Source organism: Paenibacillus kribbensis, from assembly GCF_002240415.1.
In the GTDB taxonomy this organism is placed as follows: domain Bacteria; phylum Bacillota; class Bacilli; order Paenibacillales; family Paenibacillaceae; genus Paenibacillus; species Paenibacillus kribbensis.
Genome location: NZ_CP020028.1, coordinates 5,518,604 through 5,537,500, shown reverse-complemented (window position 1 = coordinate 5,537,500; position 18,897 = coordinate 5,518,604). Strand labels below are relative to the sequence as shown.

General features: G+C 46.6%; 18 protein-coding genes, 1 tRNA gene and 2 rRNA genes (1 of these 21 running past the window's edge). 16 read left to right on the top strand and 5 right to left on the bottom strand.

Going from position 1 to position 18,897, the window contains the following annotated elements:
• From B4V02_RS24790 to B4V02_RS24740, 12 genes are all read left to right on the top strand, one after another.
• Positions 1 to 1,803: ribosomal RNA gene (locus B4V02_RS24790) — 23S ribosomal RNA — on the top strand (it extends 1,123 nt beyond the left edge of the window).
• Between the two features lie 153 nt (positions 1,804 to 1,956).
• Positions 1,957 to 2,073 (top strand): 5S ribosomal RNA (rrf, locus tag B4V02_RS24785).
• A 347-nt stretch (positions 2,074 to 2,420) separates the two neighbouring features.
• Positions 2,421 to 3,878, top strand: coding sequence for an IMP dehydrogenase (gene guaB, locus B4V02_RS24780; RefSeq protein ID WP_094156804.1), 1,458 nt, complete (start codon positions 2,421 to 2,423; stop codon positions 3,876 to 3,878).
• A gap of 328 nt (positions 3,879 to 4,206) precedes the next feature.
• Positions 4,207 to 5,595, top strand: coding sequence for a D-alanyl-D-alanine carboxypeptidase family protein (locus B4V02_RS24775; protein ID WP_007428068.1), 1,389 nt, complete (start codon positions 4,207 to 4,209; stop codon positions 5,593 to 5,595).
• Positions 5,596 to 5,723: 128 nt separating this feature from the next.
• Positions 5,724 to 6,605, top strand: a complete 882-nt coding sequence (gene pdxS, locus B4V02_RS24770; RefSeq protein WP_094156803.1) for a pyridoxal 5'-phosphate synthase lyase subunit PdxS — start codon at positions 5,724 to 5,726, stop codon at positions 6,603 to 6,605.
• Between the two features lie 17 nt (positions 6,606 to 6,622).
• Complete coding sequence (gene pdxT / locus B4V02_RS24765; RefSeq protein ID WP_007428070.1) at positions 6,623 to 7,189, top strand: pyridoxal 5'-phosphate synthase glutaminase subunit PdxT; 567 nt, start codon at positions 6,623 to 6,625, stop codon at positions 7,187 to 7,189.
• Between the two features lie 35 nt (positions 7,190 to 7,224).
• Complete coding sequence (gene serS / locus B4V02_RS24760; protein ID WP_094156802.1) at positions 7,225 to 8,508, top strand: serine--tRNA ligase; 1,284 nt, start codon at positions 7,225 to 7,227, stop codon at positions 8,506 to 8,508.
• Between the two features lie 89 nt (positions 8,509 to 8,597).
• Positions 8,598 to 8,686, top strand: a tRNA-Ser gene (locus B4V02_RS24755).
• A 145-nt stretch (positions 8,687 to 8,831) separates the two neighbouring features.
• Positions 8,832 to 9,173, top strand: coding sequence for a hypothetical protein (locus tag B4V02_RS24750; RefSeq protein WP_094156801.1), 342 nt, complete (start codon positions 8,832 to 8,834; stop codon positions 9,171 to 9,173).
• A gap of 29 nt (positions 9,174 to 9,202) precedes the next feature.
• Positions 9,203 to 9,373 (top strand): hypothetical protein, encoded by a 171-nt coding sequence (locus B4V02_RS26235; protein ID WP_007428073.1) that lies wholly within the window; start codon positions 9,203 to 9,205, stop codon positions 9,371 to 9,373.
• A gap of 71 nt (positions 9,374 to 9,444) precedes the next feature.
• Entirely contained in the window at positions 9,445 to 9,600 is a 156-nt protein-coding gene (locus B4V02_RS24745) for a small acid-soluble spore protein P (protein WP_007428074.1), read from the top strand.
• 199 nt (positions 9,601 to 9,799) lie between these two features.
• Positions 9,800 to 10,876, top strand: coding sequence for a hypothetical protein (locus tag B4V02_RS24740; protein WP_094156800.1), 1,077 nt, complete (start codon positions 9,800 to 9,802; stop codon positions 10,874 to 10,876).
• 86 nt (positions 10,877 to 10,962) lie between these two features.
• Here the strand turns inward: B4V02_RS24740 and B4V02_RS24735 are convergent, their stop codons facing one another.
• Both B4V02_RS24735 and tadA read right to left on the bottom strand, forming a co-directional pair.
• Complete coding sequence (locus tag B4V02_RS24735) at positions 10,963 to 11,529, bottom strand: GNAT family N-acetyltransferase (protein ID WP_094156799.1); 567 nt, start codon at positions 11,527 to 11,529, stop codon at positions 10,963 to 10,965.
• 88 nt (positions 11,530 to 11,617) lie between these two features.
• The gene (tadA, locus tag B4V02_RS24730) at positions 11,618 to 12,118 is read right to left on the bottom strand and encodes a tRNA adenosine(34) deaminase TadA (RefSeq protein ID WP_007428077.1); all 501 of its coding nucleotides are present in this window, start codon (positions 12,116 to 12,118) and stop codon (positions 11,618 to 11,620) included.
• Positions 12,119 to 12,446: 328 nt separating this feature from the next.
• Here tadA and B4V02_RS24725 point away from each other — a divergent pair, with 328 nt between their 5' ends.
• Both B4V02_RS24725 and rluF read left to right on the top strand, forming a co-directional pair.
• Positions 12,447 to 14,723: a PAS domain S-box protein gene (locus B4V02_RS24725; protein WP_094156798.1), complete on the top strand. Its 2,277-nt coding sequence runs from the start codon at positions 12,447 to 12,449 to the stop codon at positions 14,721 to 14,723.
• Positions 14,724 to 14,773: 50 nt separating this feature from the next.
• Positions 14,774 to 15,475, top strand: coding sequence for a 23S rRNA pseudouridine(2604) synthase RluF (rluF, locus tag B4V02_RS24720; protein ID WP_007428079.1), 702 nt, complete (start codon positions 14,774 to 14,776; stop codon positions 15,473 to 15,475).
• Between the two features lie 124 nt (positions 15,476 to 15,599).
• Here rluF and motB read toward each other — a convergent pair whose 3' ends face one another.
• Both motB and motA read right to left on the bottom strand, forming a co-directional pair.
• Positions 15,600 to 16,427, bottom strand: a complete 828-nt coding sequence (gene motB / locus B4V02_RS24715; protein ID WP_010346543.1) for a flagellar motor protein MotB — start codon at positions 16,425 to 16,427, stop codon at positions 15,600 to 15,602.
• Positions 16,420 to 17,214, bottom strand: coding sequence for a flagellar motor stator protein MotA (gene motA, locus B4V02_RS24710; protein WP_007428081.1), 795 nt, complete (start codon positions 17,212 to 17,214; stop codon positions 16,420 to 16,422). The genes motB and motA overlap by 8 nt, the downstream gene beginning before the upstream one ends.
• 187 nt (positions 17,215 to 17,401) lie before the next feature.
• On the opposite strand from motA, the gene B4V02_RS24705 reads away from it, so the two are divergent.
• Together B4V02_RS24705 and B4V02_RS24700 are read left to right on the top strand one after the other, a co-directional pair.
• A complete protein-coding gene (locus tag B4V02_RS24705; RefSeq protein WP_007428082.1) occupies positions 17,402 to 17,695 on the top strand; it encodes a hypothetical protein in 294 nt (97 codons plus the stop codon).
• Between the two features lie 114 nt (positions 17,696 to 17,809).
• Positions 17,810 to 18,109 carry a 4a-hydroxytetrahydrobiopterin dehydratase gene (locus B4V02_RS24700; RefSeq protein WP_007428083.1) on the top strand — a complete coding sequence of 100 codons (300 nt, stop codon included), beginning with the start codon at positions 17,810 to 17,812 and terminating at the stop codon, positions 18,107 to 18,109.
• Between the two features lie 93 nt (positions 18,110 to 18,202).
• On the opposite strand, the gene B4V02_RS24695 is transcribed toward B4V02_RS24700, so the two are convergent.
• Positions 18,203 to 18,709, bottom strand: a complete 507-nt coding sequence (locus B4V02_RS24695) for a GNAT family N-acetyltransferase (protein ID WP_094156797.1) — start codon at positions 18,707 to 18,709, stop codon at positions 18,203 to 18,205.
• Positions 18,710 to 18,897 lie beyond the last annotated feature (188 nt).

The window sequence follows — 18,897 nt, the reverse complement described above, 5'->3', positions numbered from 1 at the left end:
CATCATTGAAAGAGTGCGTAATAGCTCACTGGTCGAGTGACTCTGCGCCGAAAATGTAACGGGGCTAAACACACCACCGAAGCTATGGCTTGATGCTTTGCATCAGGGGTAGGGGAGCGTTGAATGCGGGTTGAAGGTGTACCGAAAGGAGCGCTGGACTGCATTCAAGTGAGAATGCCGGTATGAGTAACGAAAAGATCTGTGAGAATCAGATCCGCCGAAAGCCTAAGGGTTCCTGAGGAAGGTTCGTCCGCTCAGGGTAAGTCGGGACCTAAGGCGAGGCCGATAGGCGTAGTCGAAGGACAACAGGTGGAAATTCCTGTACCACCGTAATCCGCTATGAGCGATGGGGTGACGCAGTAGGGTAGTGACGCGGACTGATGGATGTCCGTCCAAGCAGTGAGGCTGGTGTGTAGGCAAATCCGCACATCATAAGGCTGGGCTGTGATGGGGAGCGAAAATTGCAGTAGCGAAGGTCATGATCTCAGACTGCCAAGAAAAGCCTCTAGCCAGGAGAAGGTGCCCGTACCGTAAACCGACACAGGTAGGCGAGAAGAGAATTCTAAGGCGCGCGGAAGAACTCTCGTTAAGGAACTCGGCAAAATGACCCCGTAACTTCGGGAGAAGGGGTGCCTCGGTAGGGTGAATAGCCCGAGGGGGCCGCAGTGAAAAGGCCCAAGCGACTGTTTAGCAAAAACACAGGTCTGTGCGAAGCCGCAAGGCGAAGTATACGGGCTGACGCCTGCCCGGTGCTGGAAGGTTAAGGGGAGTGGTAAGCCTTCGGGCGAAGCTATGAACCGAAGCCCCAGTAAACGGCGGCCGTAACTATAACGGTCCTAAGGTAGCGAAATTCCTTGTCAGGTAAATTCTGACCCGCACGAATGGCGTAACGACTTGGGCGCTGTCTCAACGAGAGATCCGGTGAAATTTTAATACCTGTGAAGATGCAGGTTACCCGCGACAAGACGGAAAGACCCCATGGAGCTTTACTGCAGCTTGATATTGAATTTGGGTACGATCTGTACAGGATAGGTGGGAGCCGTCGAGCCTTGAGCGCCAGCTTGAGGGGAGGCATCCTTGGGATACCACCCTGATCGTATCTAGGTTCTAACTTGGTACCGTGATCCGGTACGAGGACAGTGTCAGGTGGGCAGTTTGACTGGGGCGGTCGCCTCCTAAAGAGTAACGGAGGCGCCCCAAGGTTCCCTCAGAATGGTTGGAAATCATTCGAAGAGTGCAAAGGCAGAAGGGAGCTTGACTGCGAGACCTACAAGTCGAGCAGGGACGAAAGTCGGGCTTAGTGATCCGGTGGTACCGCATGGAAGGGCCATCGCTCAACGGATAAAAGCTACCCTGGGGATAACAGGCTTATCTCCCCCAAGAGTCCACATCGACGGGGAGGTTTGGCACCTCGATGTCGGCTCATCGCATCCTGGGGCTGAAGTAGGTCCCAAGGGTTGGGCTGTTCGCCCATTAAAGCGGTACGCGAGCTGGGTTCAGAACGTCGTGAGACAGTTCGGTCCCTATCTGTCGTGGGCGTAGGAAATTTGAGAGGAGCTGTCCTTAGTACGAGAGGACCGGGATGGACGTACCGCTGGTGTACCAGTTGTTTCGCCAGAAGCACAGCTGGGTAGCTATGTACGGAAGGGATAAGCGCTGAAAGCATCTAAGCGTGAAGCCCCCCTCAAGATGAGATTTCCCAGTATGTAAGACCCCTTGAAGACGACGAGGTAGATAGGTTGGGGGTGGAAGTGCAGTAATGCATGGAGCTGACCAATACTAATCGGTCGAGGGCTTATCCTAAAGATAGGACGCAATAGAGTTTCGGATCCAGTTTTCAGGGTGTAACACCTTGAAGGTATGTACAAGTGCATACGAAATACGCATTGAAATTCATTCACACGATATGTGATGAATCAAGTTTCAATACGGAAGAATTTGCGAGGCAAATTCATGTTTGGTGGCGATAGCGGAGGGGTTCCACACGTACCCATCCCGAACACGACCGTTAAGCCCTCCAGCGCCGATGGTACTTGGACCGCAGGGTCCTGGGAGAGTAGGACGTTGCCAAGCAACAAACGAATAGAACCATGATCTCAATGAGATCATGGTTCTATTTTGTATACGGCCAAACAATCTATAGAATTGAATTGCTTCTATACTGCTTTCCCAAGTTAGAAATATCCATTTAAGGATGACCTGGTTTATTTGGAAACGCTTATTTATAAAGGATGTCCTTCGTAGGAGTACACTTGTTTGTACAGGGAAATACTAAGGGTTAGGACCGCTGATGGAGGCTTGACACCCCTATACCGCTTTGCTAAGATTGCAATAATATATTTTCAGAGAGCCTTGATTTGTCCATGTCGGACAGACAACAAGACTAATACAGACTAAACATTTGAAGGAGGATCATCTTGGTGTGGGAAGATAAATTTGGTAAGGAAGGCCTTACCTTTGACGATGTTTTGCTGGTACCTCGTAAGTCGGAGGTTCTACCTAAAGAAGTTAGCGTGGCGACTCGTTTGAGTGATAACGTGAAGCTGAATATTCCTTTGATGAGTGCTGGTATGGATACTGTTACTGAGGCAGTGCTGGCAATTGCGATGGCTCGTGAGGGTGGTATCGGTATTATTCATAAAAATATGTCGATTGAACAACAAGCGGAAGAGGTGGATCGGGTTAAACGCTCGGAGAGCGGTGTAATCACCAATCCATTTTCATTGAATCCAGATCACTTGGTATCCGATGCTGAGGCGGTTATGGGGAAATATCGGATTTCTGGTGTACCTATTGTAAACGAAGAAAACAAGCTGGTTGGTATTATTACTAACCGCGATCTTCGCTTTATTCATGATTTTAATCTTAAAATCAGTGAAGTTATGACGAAGGAAGAACTGGTAACTGCGCCTGTAGGAACGACTTTACAGGAAGCGGAAGTTATTTTGCAAAAGCATAAAATTGAAAAACTTCCTTTGGTCGATGATGAAAATTATCTCAAAGGTCTTATCACTATTAAGGATATTGAGAAGGCTATTCAATTTCCAAACGCAGCGAAAGATGTACAGGGGCGTCTTCTGGTCGGTGCGGCTGTCGGTATTTCCAAAGATACATTTGATCGCACTGAAGCACTTGTAAAAGCTGGCGTAGATGTGATTGTCGTGGATTCTGCTCACGGTCATCATATTAACATTATCGAGGCGGTTCGCAAGTTGCGTAGTGCTTACCCAGATCTGACCATTGTAGCGGGCAATGTAGCTACTGGTGACGGAACGCGTGAGTTGATCGAAGCAGGGGCTTCGGTCGTAAAAGTCGGAATTGGTCCAGGCTCTATCTGTACAACTCGCGTAATTGCAGGTATTGGTGTTCCACAAATAACAGCTATTTATGATTGTGCAACCGTAGCACGGGAGTATAATATTCCGATTATTGCAGACGGTGGTATTAAATACTCCGGCGAGATTACAAAGGCCATTGCGGCAGGAGCTTCCGCGGTAATGCTGGGAAGTCTTTTTGCAGGTACGGAAGAAAGCCCGGGCGAATCCGAAATCTATCAAGGACGCCGCTTTAAAGTATATCGGGGTATGGGCTCAATGGCTGCGATGAAGCAGGGTAGTAAAGATCGGTATTTCCAAGATGACGATAAGAAGCTGGTACCGGAAGGTATCGAAGGACGTGTTGCTTATAAAGGGCCACTATCCGACACTGTTCATCAACTGCTGGGCGGTCTACGTTCCGGTATGGGATATTGCGGTACAGCTAATATTGAGGAGCTTCGCAACGATACAAGCTTTATCCGTATTACTGGCGCAGGTCTGCGCGAAAGTCATCCGCATGATGTACAAATTACGAAAGAAGCACCAAACTACTCTTTATAGAGTTCAGCTTTGATAGACTTGACGACAGGCAGAGCGCATTTCGCTCTGCCTGTCTTTTTTTAGAGATACCCCTGTGATAGAATAGACAAGTGTACGCCATTTTATAGAGTTATTGATAAAGTAAAGACACACCAAGACTCTTGAATGAGTGCCTGCTGGATCAGAGATACGAGCATAGTATGCTCATGACAGATCCGAACTTAGAAGATGAAATCCAATGAACGATAAGACACTAAAACATTAATTACATTTGCCTAGTAGAGGCTATAACCACCGCCTCGTTATACGTAGCGGATCGGGTTGAGGTATGAGAGGAGTTTGTATTCATTTGAAAGCGAACAATCAAAAACAAAATAACAAACGCAGTATGATTAAGAAAAGCGTAACTGCTGTTATGGCGCTCAATTTGATGTATATGTCGGTGTTGCCTGTTGTAGGCCATTTCGATCCGACTGTGGCTACTTTTGCCGCGGGAGCGACAACAGAGGCTACTAAAATCACGGGGACAGGCTCCATTAACCCGCCAAGTCTGGCACTACGTTCCGCTATCCTGATTGAGCCTTCCACAGGGCAGGTGCTGCTGTCCATGAACCCGGATGAGCCGCTTCCGCCAGCCAGTATGACTAAAATGATGACCGAATACATCGTGGCTGAGCAGGTCAAGCAGGGTAAGCTCAAATGGACCGACAAGGTAACTGTTAATGAGAACGCTGCTAAGAGCATCGGATCGCGTATTTTTTTGGCTCAAGGTGATCAACATACGGTAGAAGAGCTTTATATTGCCATGGCGGTAGGTTCTGCTAATGATGCAACGGTAGCCCTTGCGGAGCGTGTATCTGGGACGGAGCAGGATTTTGTTAAATTAATGAATGAGACCGCCCAAAAAATGGGCATGAAAAACACGTATTTCATCAACTCTACAGGATTAGACCGTAAGGATATGCCGACAGCCTATCAGCCGAATACAGATCGGGAGACTGTGATGACAGCGAGAGATGCGGCAACACTAGCGAGCAACATTATTAAGGACCATCCGGATTACACACGATTTACGACGATTCAATCCTATAAATTCCGTCCGACGGACAAGGCACCGATTGTTAACTACAACTGGATGCTGGAAGCAAACAAAAATATCACCAACTTTAGAAAGTTTGCCTATCCGGGTCTGGATGGAATGAAAACCGGCCATACGACCAACGCGGGGAACTGCTTTACCGGAACAGCCGAGCGCAACGGAATGCGCCTTATTAGTGTAGTTATGGGAGCAGACTCTGAACCTCACCGTTTTACGGAGACGGCTAAAGTACTGAACTATGGTTTTGATAATTTTGAAGTGAAACAGGTTGTAGCACCAAAGACAGTAGTTAAGGGTATAGAGAATGTGCCTGTCACCAAAGGTAAAGAAACAGAAGTGTCTGTTGTGACCAAGGATGCAGTAAGTTTTATCGTGCCTAAGGGCGCGAGCAATCCTAAGGTAACTTTCACAACGAACATAACGCCGGCAAGCTCTCTCGTGGCGCCATTGAAGCAAGGGGCAAAAGTCGGAACAATCACGTATACGTACAAAACAGATGGCTCGGATAAAGGCCAGGTAAAAACTGTGGATTTGGTTACGACGACGGCAGTGGAAGAAGGCGGCTGGTTCCGGATGCTTTTCCGGGCAATCGGAGATTTCTTTGGTGATTTGTTCCAGAGTATTAAAAACCTCTTCTAATTAGCGAGAGAAACACAATGCACCTTCTTCATTGCTTATTTTGCAGCTAGAAATGATTGTGTATTTGGCGTCGGTGCGGTAAAATATTAAGTTAGAATCTAAACGTAACGCTTACAGGAGGCAACGATATGGAAACGGGAACTTCGCGTGTTAAAAGAGGTATGGCAGAGATGCAAAAAGGCGGCGTGATTATGGATGTCATGAACGCTGAACAGGCTAAAATTGCGGAGGCAGCAGGCGCTACAGCTGTAATGGCTCTTGAACGGGTGCCTTCAGATATCCGTGCAGCTGGTGGGGTCGCTCGTATGGCTGATCCGACGATTGTGGAAGAGGTTATGAAGGTTGTTTCTATTCCTGTTATGGCTAAGGCGCGTATCGGCCATTTTGTGGAGGCCAAGGTGCTGGAATCTCTCGGCGTTGACTATCTCGATGAGAGTGAAGTGCTGACACCTGCGGATGAAGTTTTCCATATCGATAAGCGGGAGTTCACCGTTCCATTTGTTTGTGGAGCCAAGGATCTGGGAGAAGCACTGCGTCGTATCGGCGAAGGCGCATCTATGATTCGTACAAAGGGTGAGCCTGGAACAGGAAATATTGTTGAAGCTGTTCGACATATGCGTTTTATCAACGGCCAAATTCGGAAGGTACAAAACCTGTCGAAGGACGAGCTGTATGCAGAAGCAAAAAACCTCGGCGTTGCTTACGAGCTGCTGCTGGAAGTGCATGAGCATGGTAAGCTGCCAGTGGTTAACTTTGCAGCGGGCGGCGTAGCAACACCTGCTGATGCCGCATTGATGATGCATCTGGGCGCTGATGGTGTCTTCGTGGGTTCTGGTATTTTCAAATCAGACAGCCCTGAGAAATTCGCTAGAGCAATCGTGGAAGCAACCACTCATTATACAGACTACAAGCTGATTGCAGAGGTATCAAAGAATTTGGGTACTCCTATGAAGGGCATTGAAATTTCCAAGCTGGCATCGCATGAGCGTATGCAGGATCGTGGTTGGTAAGGAAAGAAGGGACCGGCATGAAAATAGGAGTATTGTCGCTGCAAGGCGCTGTAGCTGAGCATATACGTAGTGTTGAATGTGCAGGTGCTGAAGGCGTGGCGGTGAAGAAGATCGAACAGCTCGATGAGCTGTCCGGTCTTATCATTCCCGGCGGCGAAAGCACAACCATAGGCAAGCTAATGCACAAGTATGAATTTATAGATGCTATACGTCAGTTTTCCACGCAAGGTAAGCCTATATTTGGTACCTGTGCAGGATTGATCGTGCTGGCCAAAACAATTCAAGGGCAGGAAGAAGCGCACTTGGGACTGATGGATATTACAGTATCGCGTAATGCTTTTGGTCGCCAACGGGAAAGCTTCGAAACAGACTTGAGTATTAAAGGGATTGAGCAGCCGGTTCGGGCTGTGTTTATACGCGCACCGTTAATCATGTCTGTTGGAACAGGAGTAGACGTACTGTCTGAGTACAACGGCGAGATCGTAGCCGCCCGTCAGGGGCATTTGCTGGCTTCATCCTTCCATCCGGAATTAACAGACGATTACCGGTTACATCAGTATTTTGTGGATATGGTCCGCGAATAGCGGAAAGTCAGGTTGTAGTGTAGGAGGGATTACCTGTGTTAGATATAAAGATTTTACGTAATGAGCTTGGTCGGGTTGAAAAAGCTTTACAGAACAGAGGCAAATCGCTGGATCTGATAAAGGGTTTTACAGATTTGGATGTAAGCCGTCGTGAGCTGCTTCAGGAAAGTGAAGCACTCAAAAATCGCCGGAATGTCGTATCTGGTGAAGTAGCCAAGCTGAAAAAGAACAAGGAAAATGCGGATGATCTTATTGCCGAAATGCGTCAGGTCTCCGATCGTATTAAAGAATTGGATGAGCAAGTACGCGAGCTGGAGGTTCAGATCGACGAACAAGTGATGTCCATTCCGAATATTCCCAATGACACAGTGCCTGTAGGTGCCTCGGAAGAGGATAATGTGGAAATCCGTCGCTGGTCGGAGCCGCGTGAGTTTTCATTTACGCCCAAAGCGCATTGGGAATTGGCACAGAACTTGGACATTCTTGATTTTGAAGCCGCAGCTAAGGTAACGGGTTCTCGTTTCACGTTTTACAAAGGGCTGGGAGCACGACTGGAGCGTGCGCTGATTAACTTTATGATGGATCTGCACAGCAGTGAGCATGGGTATGAAGAAATGCTTCCTCCATACATTGTGAATCGCGACAGTCTCTATGGAACAGGGCAACTTCCGAAGTTTGAAGAGGATTTGTTCAAGCTGCGCGACACCGAGTATTACCTCATTCCTACGGCTGAAGTTCCGGTAACGAACTACCACCGCGAAGAAATTATGAATGCGGAGCAGCTTCCAAAGTATTATGTGGCATACAGCTCTTGTTTCCGTTCAGAAGCAGGATCAGCAGGCCGGGACACACGTGGTTTGATTCGCCAGCATCAGTTCAATAAGGTAGAGATGCTCAAGCTGGTTCATCCGGATACCTCTTACGAGGAATTGGAGAAAATGACGAATGATGCTGAGCGTGTGCTGCAGCTGCTTGGTCTTCCATATCGCGTGCTGGCACTTTGCACCGGGGATATGGGATTTACTGCTGCCAAAACGTACGATTTGGAAGTGTGGCTGCCTGAGAGCGGCATGTACCGCGAAATTTCTTCGTGCTCTAACACCGAAGACTTCCAGGCACGTCGTGCGAACATCCGGTTCCGTCCAGATGCGAAGGCAAAGCCTGAATTTGTACATACGCTGAACGGCTCAGGATTGGCTGTAGGGCGTACGGTGGCCGCTATTTTGGAGAACTATCAGCAGGAAGACGGAAGTATTGTGGTCCCTGAAGTGCTGCGTCCATACATGCGAGGCGTCGAGGTTATAACTCCCAAACAGTAGGCATTGCATTTGTAGAAAGTCTGTGGTAAAATAATTTTGTTGCGCCTGAGTTAGTTTTAAAAGGAAGCAGCTTTATCCATTTACCACCTGGAGAGGTACCGAAGCGGTCATAACGGGGCGGTCTTGAAAACCGTTAGAGTGCAAGCTCACATGGGTTCGAATCCCATCCTCTCCGCCATTTTATAAATAATAACCAAGTCATTCAAATACGATAGCTGATGCATTGGCTTTAAACGCTAAGGATCAGGAATCGTGGAGAATGGCTTTTTTGTTGTATAAAAAGCCTGCTTTTTTCACACGTTATCAGATGTGGAGGTGCTGGCATGAATCGAGAAATGACAGTAGATCAGCAAAAGCTGGTAGAAGCTTGGCAGGAACAACTGCCGATTCTTTTGAATTCAGGAGATAAAGTACAGGTACAGACAGATGAAGCAGACAACCGGGCTATACGAATCCACATTAAGGTTGAGGGCCGACAAATGTACTCCTTTGACTTTGCATGCATCTATGTAGATTCCCGAGAAGTGCAGGTTAGCTTGGTCGATGTAGAACGGGATGGTAAGTCGGTGGATGAACGAACAGATATCATCCAACAGCTGGTATCTGATTATACTCGCCATATTCACCAATGTGCTCAGACGTTGCAGTCATTGACGCATTCGTAGTCATGAAGGAATAAGGGGGAAAAGGCTATATGACAAAAGCCAAAAACGGACTGGACAAGAACCTGTCCAATATTGTAGATGATTTGGAGCAGCGTCCTGTTAATAGTCATCAAGCACAGCAGGTTCAGCAGGATCGTAATGACCGCCGTCATCAGGATTCACTAAATCACGATAAAACGGAGGATCTGCACCATCTTTAGTCCTATTTTAAATGGTAATATACGGATTTTATGATGAATCAGCGTAAAGACTGAGAACGGAGGATGCATAAATGGGCAAATCTAAAGCCATTCCTGTTCCCGAGGCACAGGATTCCGGTGGAAGAAACGAAAAACGTGAGCGTAATCATCAGCAGGAGCCGCTGTCCGGTTCTAAAAAGGTGAAACAACGGAATCATGTCACTCACCATAACAGAGAAGGGTCATAAGCATATAGACTTTTTTCCTAAAAATATATTGCATAATACAGTACACCTTGGTTAAAGAACCAGGGTGTCTTTGTGCTTATTGTAAGAAATTTTTCCAATAAGTGTTTCGTTGTTTGAGAAAATGCGGTAAAATAAAGGGTGTGTATTTTTTGGTTAGTATTATAAAAGGGGTTAATTACGAGAGGAGAGAATTTACACAATGAGTAAAAAGTTATCCGTCTTGGTACTCACGATGGTGTTGCTTTTGACGGTAGCCCTGGTAGGTTGCAGCAAGAAGCTAGAACCGAAAGAAGCAGTTACGACTGGTACTGCAAATGCAATGAAGTTGAACTCTTATGAATTCAAAAGTCAATTCACAGTGAAGGATCTGACAATTTCACTCGCTACTCTACCAAGTGAACAAAGTGCAATGATGACCAATATGCTGAAAAATGCAGACATTACGCTGGACGGTGTGTATCAAAAAGAACCTTTGCAATCTGAAATGACGCTCGGCATTCATTTGAAAGGTGATCTCTCCACCAGCTTCACGATTCCAATGGTTATGACTAAGGATAAATTGTACGTTAAAGTTCCGAATATTCCGTTCTACCCGCTTCCACAGGACGTTGTAGGTAAATTCCTGGTTATCGATCCGCAAGAACTGGCTAAGCAATCCGGACAAGAATTCAACCCTGCAGTGATGGATCAGGAAAAATCGCAAAAATTTGCGAACGAAGTGATTGCCGCAATTATGGGCGAGTACGATCAAGCTACGTATTTCTTTGATATTGATCCTAAAGATGCTAAACTGCCACAAGGCGTTGAAGCTAAACAAGTGGTTCAATTCAAAATTACGAACGACAATGTGAAGCAAGCTACTGATACATTTATTACTAAGGCGCTTCCTAAATTATTTGATATCATGTCTAAAGACGAATATGCTGGCATGCTTCAAGTGAAGAAGGAAGAACTGGCTGAAGCAAAGAAAGAATTGCAATCCAATACCAGTGAAGTTAGCAAAAGTTTGGATGAGTTGAAAAATTATTTGACGGTGAAACAATTTGACATTAACACAGCTTTGAACAAGGATAACATTCCTGTGTATCAAGACCTGAATGCTAATGTGGAAGTAAATGATCCGGATACAAAAGACAATATAAAATTGTCTGTAACAGGCTACACGCAATCCAGCAAAATCAATGAAAAGGCAACATTTAAAGTAGGTATTCCAACAGGCGACCAAGTCCTGACAATCGAACAATTGCAACAAAAAATGCAAACTGTTGCTCCTTAACATTCACCATATGATGCAGGAAAACCGCTCGGCTTAACGCCGGGCGGTTTTTGTTTTAATGCTGTATGATCACCCTGTGCAGTCATTTAGGTCTGCCACACGTCATCCTCGGCTAAAAGTCCGAACATCTGGTGATCCTGCCAGGTTCCCTGGATTTGTACCAGCTTGCGGGCAATACCTTCTGGCTGGAAGCCGCATTTTTCCAATACGCGCTGTGAGCGGGCATTATGCAAGAGAGTACCCGCCTGGAGACGGTGAAGGGAGAGCGCACGGAAGGCATATTGTATGGTCAACTTCAAGGCAGCTGTCATATGACCTCGGCCCTGTTCATGCTGATCCAGCATGTAGCCGATATCGGCAAATTGTCCAACTCCACGCACCAGATTGGAAATGGAAATATATCCGATGAGCCGCTCTTCCTTTAAAAGAAAGATACCTAACATGTACCCTCGGTCCTCTTCGGCTTGACGCAGTCTCTGACGGATGTAGTCCTGCTGTTTCTCTAATCTAAAAAATGAATCCTCGTAAAGCGGCTCGTACAGCGCATGTGACTCCCTGTTTCGCATTCTAAGGGCGAGAAGGGATTCACTGTCCTCCAAGCCTAATGGCCGTAAAAAGATACCTTGAGGCGTATTATACAAGCTCATGGGCATGAGCTGATCTCCTTCCATAGGGAGTTTGCAATCAGATGTATAACGACTGACTACGGTTGTGTGGGAGTAAATGCTTCGGATTTCATCCTCAGGATGAAGACGGAGGAAAAGACAACTTTGCGGCGGCTCTCTTTTGCCGAAGATTTCGAAAGAAACTCGTTAGCAACGAGGCGCATTCCTCTTGAAGCACACCACTGGTTACCTCTGTGCAATGATTGAACCGGGGCTCCTGTAATAAATTCATCAGTGTGCCTGCGCAGCCAGCCTTGGGATCTGTGGTGCCATATATCAAGTGGGGAACCCGTGACTGCACAATAGCCCCGGCGCACATCGGGCACGGCTCCAAAGTGACATACAGCCTGCAATCCAGCAGTCGCCAAGCACCCAGATGTTCACTTGCTTGACGAATGGCAATAATCTCTGCATGTGCTGTCGGGTCTGCATCGGTCTCACGCAAATTATAGCCGCGGCCTATGATTTCATTATCTTTTACGATGACAGCTCCGATCGGTACCTCACCCAACGCTTCTGCCTTGTACGCTTCCTGAATGGCTTCTTTCATCCAATAGGCGTGATCCATAATGGTCACTGGGAAAATGCTCCTCTCAAACGCGGAATTATCCAACGAACAAATATTCCGTTGTTAACATGATGTGAATAAAATTGTGGATAACAATATACTTGTCCACAGATATATCCACAATCTATGATAAAACCTGTGTATTTGTGGATTACTTGTGGATGATTATCTTACTATATTGTAGGCAAACGACTCTATATTGACAACACTATACACATGGTGTGTATTTATGTATAACCGGGAAATGTAAATGCTGGTATCACGGCCGTTATTACGGTATCATTGAGTTAGCAATTGCCAGTAATCGCCAGCATACGGCAAGAGGTGAGAATTTAGTGTGTCAATAAAAATCAAAATAACGATTATTTTGTCGGGGTCAGTCCTGTTTATCCTTTTATTAAATATCGCACTTAATTATTACACGACCCACGAAAATCTAAGAAGTGACAGCGAAACGAAAATGGTTCTGACAGCTAAAATTATCGGAGAAGCCATCGAACAAACCCGGCATAGCTGGGAGGAGGTTGATAAACAGCTCGGATATAATCTGTGGCTTTCTGCCACGTTGGCTGCCAATCAGCTAGATCCTGACATCCAAAAAATACAGCAGGAACAACTTCAACAGATAGCCACACGCCATAGGGATATTAATATTTCTTTGATAGTTCGCGATGGGGAGGGATATAGGGTTGTCAAATCCTCAAATCCCAAAGAAGTAACGTCATCCGATCCATTGAATGGACATTGGAAAAATGCAGTCGACCAATTGTATGCGCATGGACAGGCTAGAATGGCGCAAGGACAGAATTTGGACCATTTTTGGACCGGATCATTTGATTACACAGGTTTAAACTCCTCACATATTAATAAATGGGGATTTTATTATGACCAAAAACGAAACTACTTAATTCGAATTTCCTTTCAGTATACTTCAGTACAAAATTTCGAATCCATCCTAAGCCCCGATGAGATCGTAAAGCAGACTCAGCAAGTGGATTATCGCATCATGGAGATTACAGGTATTAACCCTGCAACCTTTGGTGGCGCTACGATGGACAAGAACGGGAACGATTGGAAATACTATTATATGTACAACAAACCGATCCAATTCGGCACCTATCAACTAACTAGAGTGCAGGAGGATCGTTTGGCCGTGTCCAGGGCTATTCTCTCAGGGGAGAGTATTGTACAAGATTGTTATATTAAAGGCCAGCGGGTTCTCGTCAGTTACATACCTTTTTATCCGAGTAACCGTGAAGCCTATGTCATTCGCATTGTTATGAATTATGATACGATTACCTCTGTTATTTCCAAACAATTGATTAGCTTAATTGCCATTTCCATTGTCCTCCTGGAGGTTGTCATTATTGGGAGCTATGTGCTAGCCAGTCTGTTTGTCCGTCCTATTCAGTCCATTCTGGCGAAGGTGAATGAAATGGCCGATGGACATTTTGATACACGGCTAGAAATTAAGGGTGGCCATGAGCTGGCACGGCTGGGTGAGCGTATCAACGCGATGGCCTACAACCTGGGTATGTATACACGGAGACTCGAACAGATGTATGAGGAGAACCGTTCTGTAAAGGAGCATCTGGAATCGGTTATTAATCAGACAGCCGACGCGATTCTTGTGACCGATCAGGAAGATCGTGTCGTTCGGATTAATCATGCGTTTGAAGCCTTATACGGCTGGACCAAGAAAGAATTGGTTGGACGTACGCTGGAATTTGTACCTCCACAACAACAGGCGGAGTATGAACTGCAGAAGGAGAGCCTGCTTCAGGGTGAAAGCATCGTGTCCATTGAGACTCTTAGATTGCGCAAGGATGGAAGTACAGTAGAGATTAGTATGAGCACGTCGCCCATTCTGGATGAGGAAGGCGAAATTGTGGGATTTATCAGCGTCTCGCGTGATATTACAGGGCGCAACCGGATGGAGGAACTGCTGCGCAGATCAGAAAAACTGACAACAGTAGGACAACTGGCGGCAGGCGTGGCGCATGAGATTCGTAATCCGCTGACCACGCTACGGGGCTTTCTCCAGCTACAGCAGCAAAATCAAGTGCTGAATTTGAAGCACAACGATATTATGATGTCTGAACTGGATCGCATTAATTTGATTGTTGGCGAGTTTTTAATATTGGCGAAGCCACAGGCCGTGCATTTTCAGAAAAAAGATGTTCGTTATATTGTGAGCGATGTCATTTCGTTGCTTGATAGTCAGGCGCATCTGCTGGGTATTGTTTTTAACCTTCAGGTCACAGAGGAGCCTGCTCTTGTATACGCTGAAGAAAATCAGTTAAAACAGGTATTCATTAATTTACTTAAAAATAGTATGGAAGCTATGAGTAAAGGCGGTATGATCACGATTCATTTGTTCTTGGAGGGAGAAAGCGTTAAAATCATCATACAGGATCAGGGGACAGGTATTCCCGCAGAAATGCTGTCCAAGCTGGGAGAGCCTTTTTTCACCAACAAGGAAACAGGTACAGGACTCGGACTTATGGTCAGCCAGCGTATTATACAGAGTCATAAAGGCACACTGGATATTGAAAGCACAGAGGGAGAGGGAACGACAGCCCTTGTGCAGCTTCCGATTGCCAAGTCTGAGTAACGGGATGGACGCAGGAGGAAGCGTGACAGTAGAAATGGAGGGTACACAGGTTGCGCATTAACAAGTTTATCAGCGAAACCGGCTTTTGCTCGCGTCGTGAGGCGGACAAGCTGGTAGAGAGCGGCCGCGTGACGATTAATGGTGAAGTGGCAGTGCTGGGCAGCCAGGCGGAGGAAGGCGATGACGTTCGCGTGAACGGCAAGCCATTACGCGAGAAGTCCAATCATGTATATATTGCATTGAACAAGCCGGTTGGAATAACCAGCACAACAGAGAGTCACATTAGAGGCAACATTGTCGATTTTGTGGGACACCCACAGCGGATATTCCCAATCGGACGTCTGGACAAGGATTCAGAAGGTCTCATTTTACTTACCAATGATGGGGACATTGTGAATAAGATTTTACGGGCCGAAGGCAAGCATGAGAAGGAATATATCGTAACGGTGGATCGTCCCGTCACATTATCTTTTGTGCAGGGGATGTCCAGTGGTGTAAAAATACTCGGCCAGCGGACGCTGCCTTGTGAGGTGACGCGTGTATCAGAGTATGTATTCCGTATTATCCTGACGGAAGGGAAGAATCGTCAAATCCGGCGGATGTGTGCTGCTTTCGGCTATGAAGTCCAAAAGCTGCAGCGACTGCGGATCATGAACATTCGATTGGGATCGCTCCAGAAAGGCGCCTGGCGCGACCTGACAGAGGCTGAAAAGCAGGAGCTTGGTCAGATGCTCGATTATACGCTTAGCTAAGCCAGAGGGGCTTCTCGCAGCCTACAGCCCATGAGGACAGGGCAGCTACATGAATCGCTAAACCAAAAGGCACCAGCTGCATAGAAAATGCGGCGGTGCCTTTGCTCATATAACATATGCATGATCAACCTTCACTCGCACTTGAGGTAGGGCTAATAACTTGTGTACCGTTCTGATATTTGCGGAGAACGGAAATCTCAACACGGCGGTTTTTTGCGCGTCCTTGACCATCTTGGTTACTCGCTATTGGGCGATACTCGCCATAACCGATAGATACAAACTTGGTTGGGTCGAGCTGCGGATTGAGCAACAATATACGCAAGAAATTCAGTGAGCGCTTGGCGCTCAAATCAAAATTGGACGGAAACTGGCTGTTGGAGATGGGAACATTATCTGTATGACCCGATACGATCACATCATAGCCTGGAAACTGCTGGAGCATGTCGGAAATTGACTTGGCCAGCTTTCTCGCTTCCGGCTTAACTTCGGCCTGCCCTGATGAAAATAAGGCATTATCGCTAATAGTGATCATTAGCTGGGATTGGTTCAGCTTGGTGTTCAGCAGTGGAGACAGGCCGTTATCTTGAATATACTGATCCATTTGCTTTTTAAGCTTCTTTAATTCTTCCTCTTCCCGCTGGGCGAGCTGCTTTTGCAGTTCAGAGGTAGAAGTGGCTTTGGATTTTAGGGGTTGGGATACCTGTTCTTTATTTTTGCCCATATCCATGGATTGTGACGACGGATTGGCAGCCGATTGATCCAGCACGCCTGTGCCGCCGCTAAAAGCCGCACTCAGGGATTGAGCCATAGTTTCGAATTTTTTGGCATCCAGCGAGCTCATACCGAATAAGACGATGAATAGTGCCAGCAGAAGGGTCATTAAGTCGGAATATGGCAACAGCCAGCTTTCGTCTGCATGTTCTTCATGCGGTTCATGTCTTTTTTTACTCACTGGAATCGCCATCCTTCTGGGTCATACTAGCCCGTTCGGTAGGAGTTAAGAAGATCGCCAGCTTTTGGCTGATGGCAATGGTAGAGATACCCGATTGGATCGAGAGCAAGCCTTCGACCATCATCAGCTTCAACTCAACCTCTTTTTTGGAGAGTCGTTTCAGCTTATTTGACATTGGATGCCACAGGACATAACCAGTAAATATACCCAGCAACGTTGCGATAAAGGCTGCAGCGATGGCGTGAGACAGCTTTTCCATGTCACTAAGGTCGGCCAATGCCGCGATCAGACCTACGACCGCACCGAGAACCCCAAGGGTTGGAGCATACATACCAGCCTGGGAGAAAATCAGTGCGCCGGCGCGGTGTCTATCTTCGGTAGCGTTAATGTCTTCCATCAGAACATCGCGTACGAACTCCTGATCATTACCATCGATAATCATACGCATACCGCCGCGCATAAAGGGATCGTCGATCTCTTCGACCTTGGATTCCAACGCGAGCAGACCTTCACGACGGGTAATGGATGCCCATTCGGTAAATGTAGTGATAAGCTCCTTGCGATCCAGCAATTTCTGCTGGGTGAAAATAATTTTAAACAGCTTTGGCACCCGTTTCATGTCGTCCATCGGAAACGCCATGAATATACTTGCTGCTGTTCCGACAAAAATAATCATGTAAGCAGCGGGATTGTTGACCAAGTTGACGACTGGCGCGCCCTTCAGGATCATCCCGACGACCAGTGACAAAAGCCCGAGCACAAGTCCAATAATGGTTGTAATTTGCATGATACACCTCATCCATGAGAATAGATTTTGAATCCTTTCATGCCGCCGGGGTCGTCCTTGCCCCAAGCGTGTCATTATGAGACGGATTATAATATTTATCGACAAAACTCCCTTTTTTGTTAAGTACGAATTTCCGGTATAATAAGGTGATTATGTATTGCATGGCGGAACAATTGGAGGAAACGGCATGGGAGTGAAGCATGGGCGGGAGTATGAACAAATTTTGAACGAATTGACAGAGGCTGTAGGCCGCATTCCAGACAGCTATGAATTTTTCGAAATGGAAGCAGAAGATTGGGACAGGCTGGACCCGGCGGGACGTCAGGAGGTCAACGAGGCGTTGGCGGAGGATTTGTTTTATGCGCTGGGTACAGAGCCTGTCATTACTGTGGGCAGCGGCGTTGTGATCTATGAGCCAGAGCAGCACCGGATCTATGTTCTCATTGGAGATGAGGAGCTAACGTCGGTCCCTTTAATCTGAAGGCCATCTTATGGATTTATCAACGGGGCCGTGGTAATATGTACACCACTATATTGTAGTTTTGGCCGCATAAGCGGCTGAAAGGCTTCCGTATAAATGGGGAGGAGTCGTAATATGCCTTTTACACAAGAAGAGATTGAAGCACATCTGGAGAAATTGGAGGGCTGGGAACTGGAGGAAGGACGTTGGATCGTTCGGAAATATAATTTTTCCAGTTTTATGAAAGGGATTGCATTCGTGGATGAGGTTGCTGCTATATCTGAAGCATTCAATCATCATCCGTTTATTACGATTGATTACAAGACCGTGACTTTGCGTTTGACCTCATGGGATGATGGCGGTATTATGGCCGTGGATATTAAGGAAGCCCAACAATATAATGAAGCTTTTGAGAAAATGCGTAGCAGTCATTAAGCATGCAGTCATTAAGTCAGTAATGATCTGCTGGATGATGATAAAAGCGCCTTCGCTATACAACAGAGAAGTTGTATGCCGAAGGCGCTTTTATCATAGAGCCTGGCTCTGGTGGTCGGGCTGATATACCATACAATAAAATGGCTTTTTGCCATCCGGAGTCAGTCGTTCATAGGTATCTGTAAGCTCAAATCCAGCTGCCTTGTAGGCCCGGATGGCGCGCTCATTCCAGGTGAGCACCTCCAGATCAATTTCATTCTGCGGATTGCGCCGTCTGGCTTCCTCAGCAATCGCACGGACAAAATCGGAACCCCTGCCTTGTCCGCATCTGTCGGGATGCATTCCAAGACCCAGCCGGGTTACACCAACCATAGGGAAATATTGCGCAAATCCCGTCAGCTTGCCCTCCTCATCCAATACGGCAACATATTGCTCTTGGCGAAGTGTGGGATTCCCAAATTCGACTTCCAGCGCCTTCATTTGTTCCCAGGGCAGCCAGCCGTAGATATTGTAGGGTGGATCATAGCGCCATTCACAGATTGCAGCTGCCTGATGCTCGTCCATCGGTACGATCCGAAAGTTAGATATTGAGGCAGGCATGTCTTCACATCCTCCTTTTACAGGTACTTAAACTGTTAACAACAGATTGTAGACAAGTTACAGAGGAATGGCAAGCGTGTTTACTTTCTCGTTCGCTAAAATTGAAACCTTTTGAGATGTCAGTTCGTTAGTAATCATAATCATTGCTGATGTTGGGGACATAAAAAACCGCAATTCGATTCCGGCCA

What these genes read in the sequence shown, in the direction of transcription:
- pdxS (WP_094156803.1), top strand. Translation starts at nt 5,724, where the DNA reads ATGGAAACGGGAACTTCGCGTGTTAAAAGAGGTATGGCAGAGATGCAA.
- pdxT (WP_007428070.1), top strand. Translation starts at nt 6,623, where the DNA reads ATGAAAATAGGAGTATTGTCGCTGCAAGGCGCTGTAGCTGAGCATATA.
- B4V02_RS24750 (WP_094156801.1), top strand. Translation starts at nt 8,832, where the DNA reads ATGAATCGAGAAATGACAGTAGATCAGCAAAAGCTGGTAGAAGCTTGG.
- B4V02_RS26235 (WP_007428073.1), top strand. Translation starts at nt 9,203, where the DNA reads ATGACAAAAGCCAAAAACGGACTGGACAAGAACCTGTCCAATATTGTA.
- B4V02_RS24745 (WP_007428074.1), top strand. Translation starts at nt 9,445, where the DNA reads ATGGGCAAATCTAAAGCCATTCCTGTTCCCGAGGCACAGGATTCCGGT.
- B4V02_RS24740 (WP_094156800.1), top strand. Translation starts at nt 9,800, where the DNA reads ATGAGTAAAAAGTTATCCGTCTTGGTACTCACGATGGTGTTGCTTTTG.
- B4V02_RS24735 (WP_094156799.1), bottom strand. Translation starts at nt 11,529, where the DNA reads ATGCCCATGAGCTTGTATAATACGCCTCAAGGTATCTTTTTACGGCCA.
- motA (WP_007428081.1), bottom strand. Translation starts at nt 17,214, where the DNA reads ATGCAAATTACAACCATTATTGGACTTGTGCTCGGGCTTTTGTCACTG.
- B4V02_RS24705 (WP_007428082.1), top strand. Translation starts at nt 17,402, where the DNA reads ATGGGAGTGAAGCATGGGCGGGAGTATGAACAAATTTTGAACGAATTG.
- B4V02_RS24700 (WP_007428083.1), top strand. Translation starts at nt 17,810, where the DNA reads ATGCCTTTTACACAAGAAGAGATTGAAGCACATCTGGAGAAATTGGAG.
- B4V02_RS24695 (WP_094156797.1), bottom strand. Translation starts at nt 18,709, where the DNA reads ATGCCTGCCTCAATATCTAACTTTCGGATCGTACCGATGGACGAGCAT.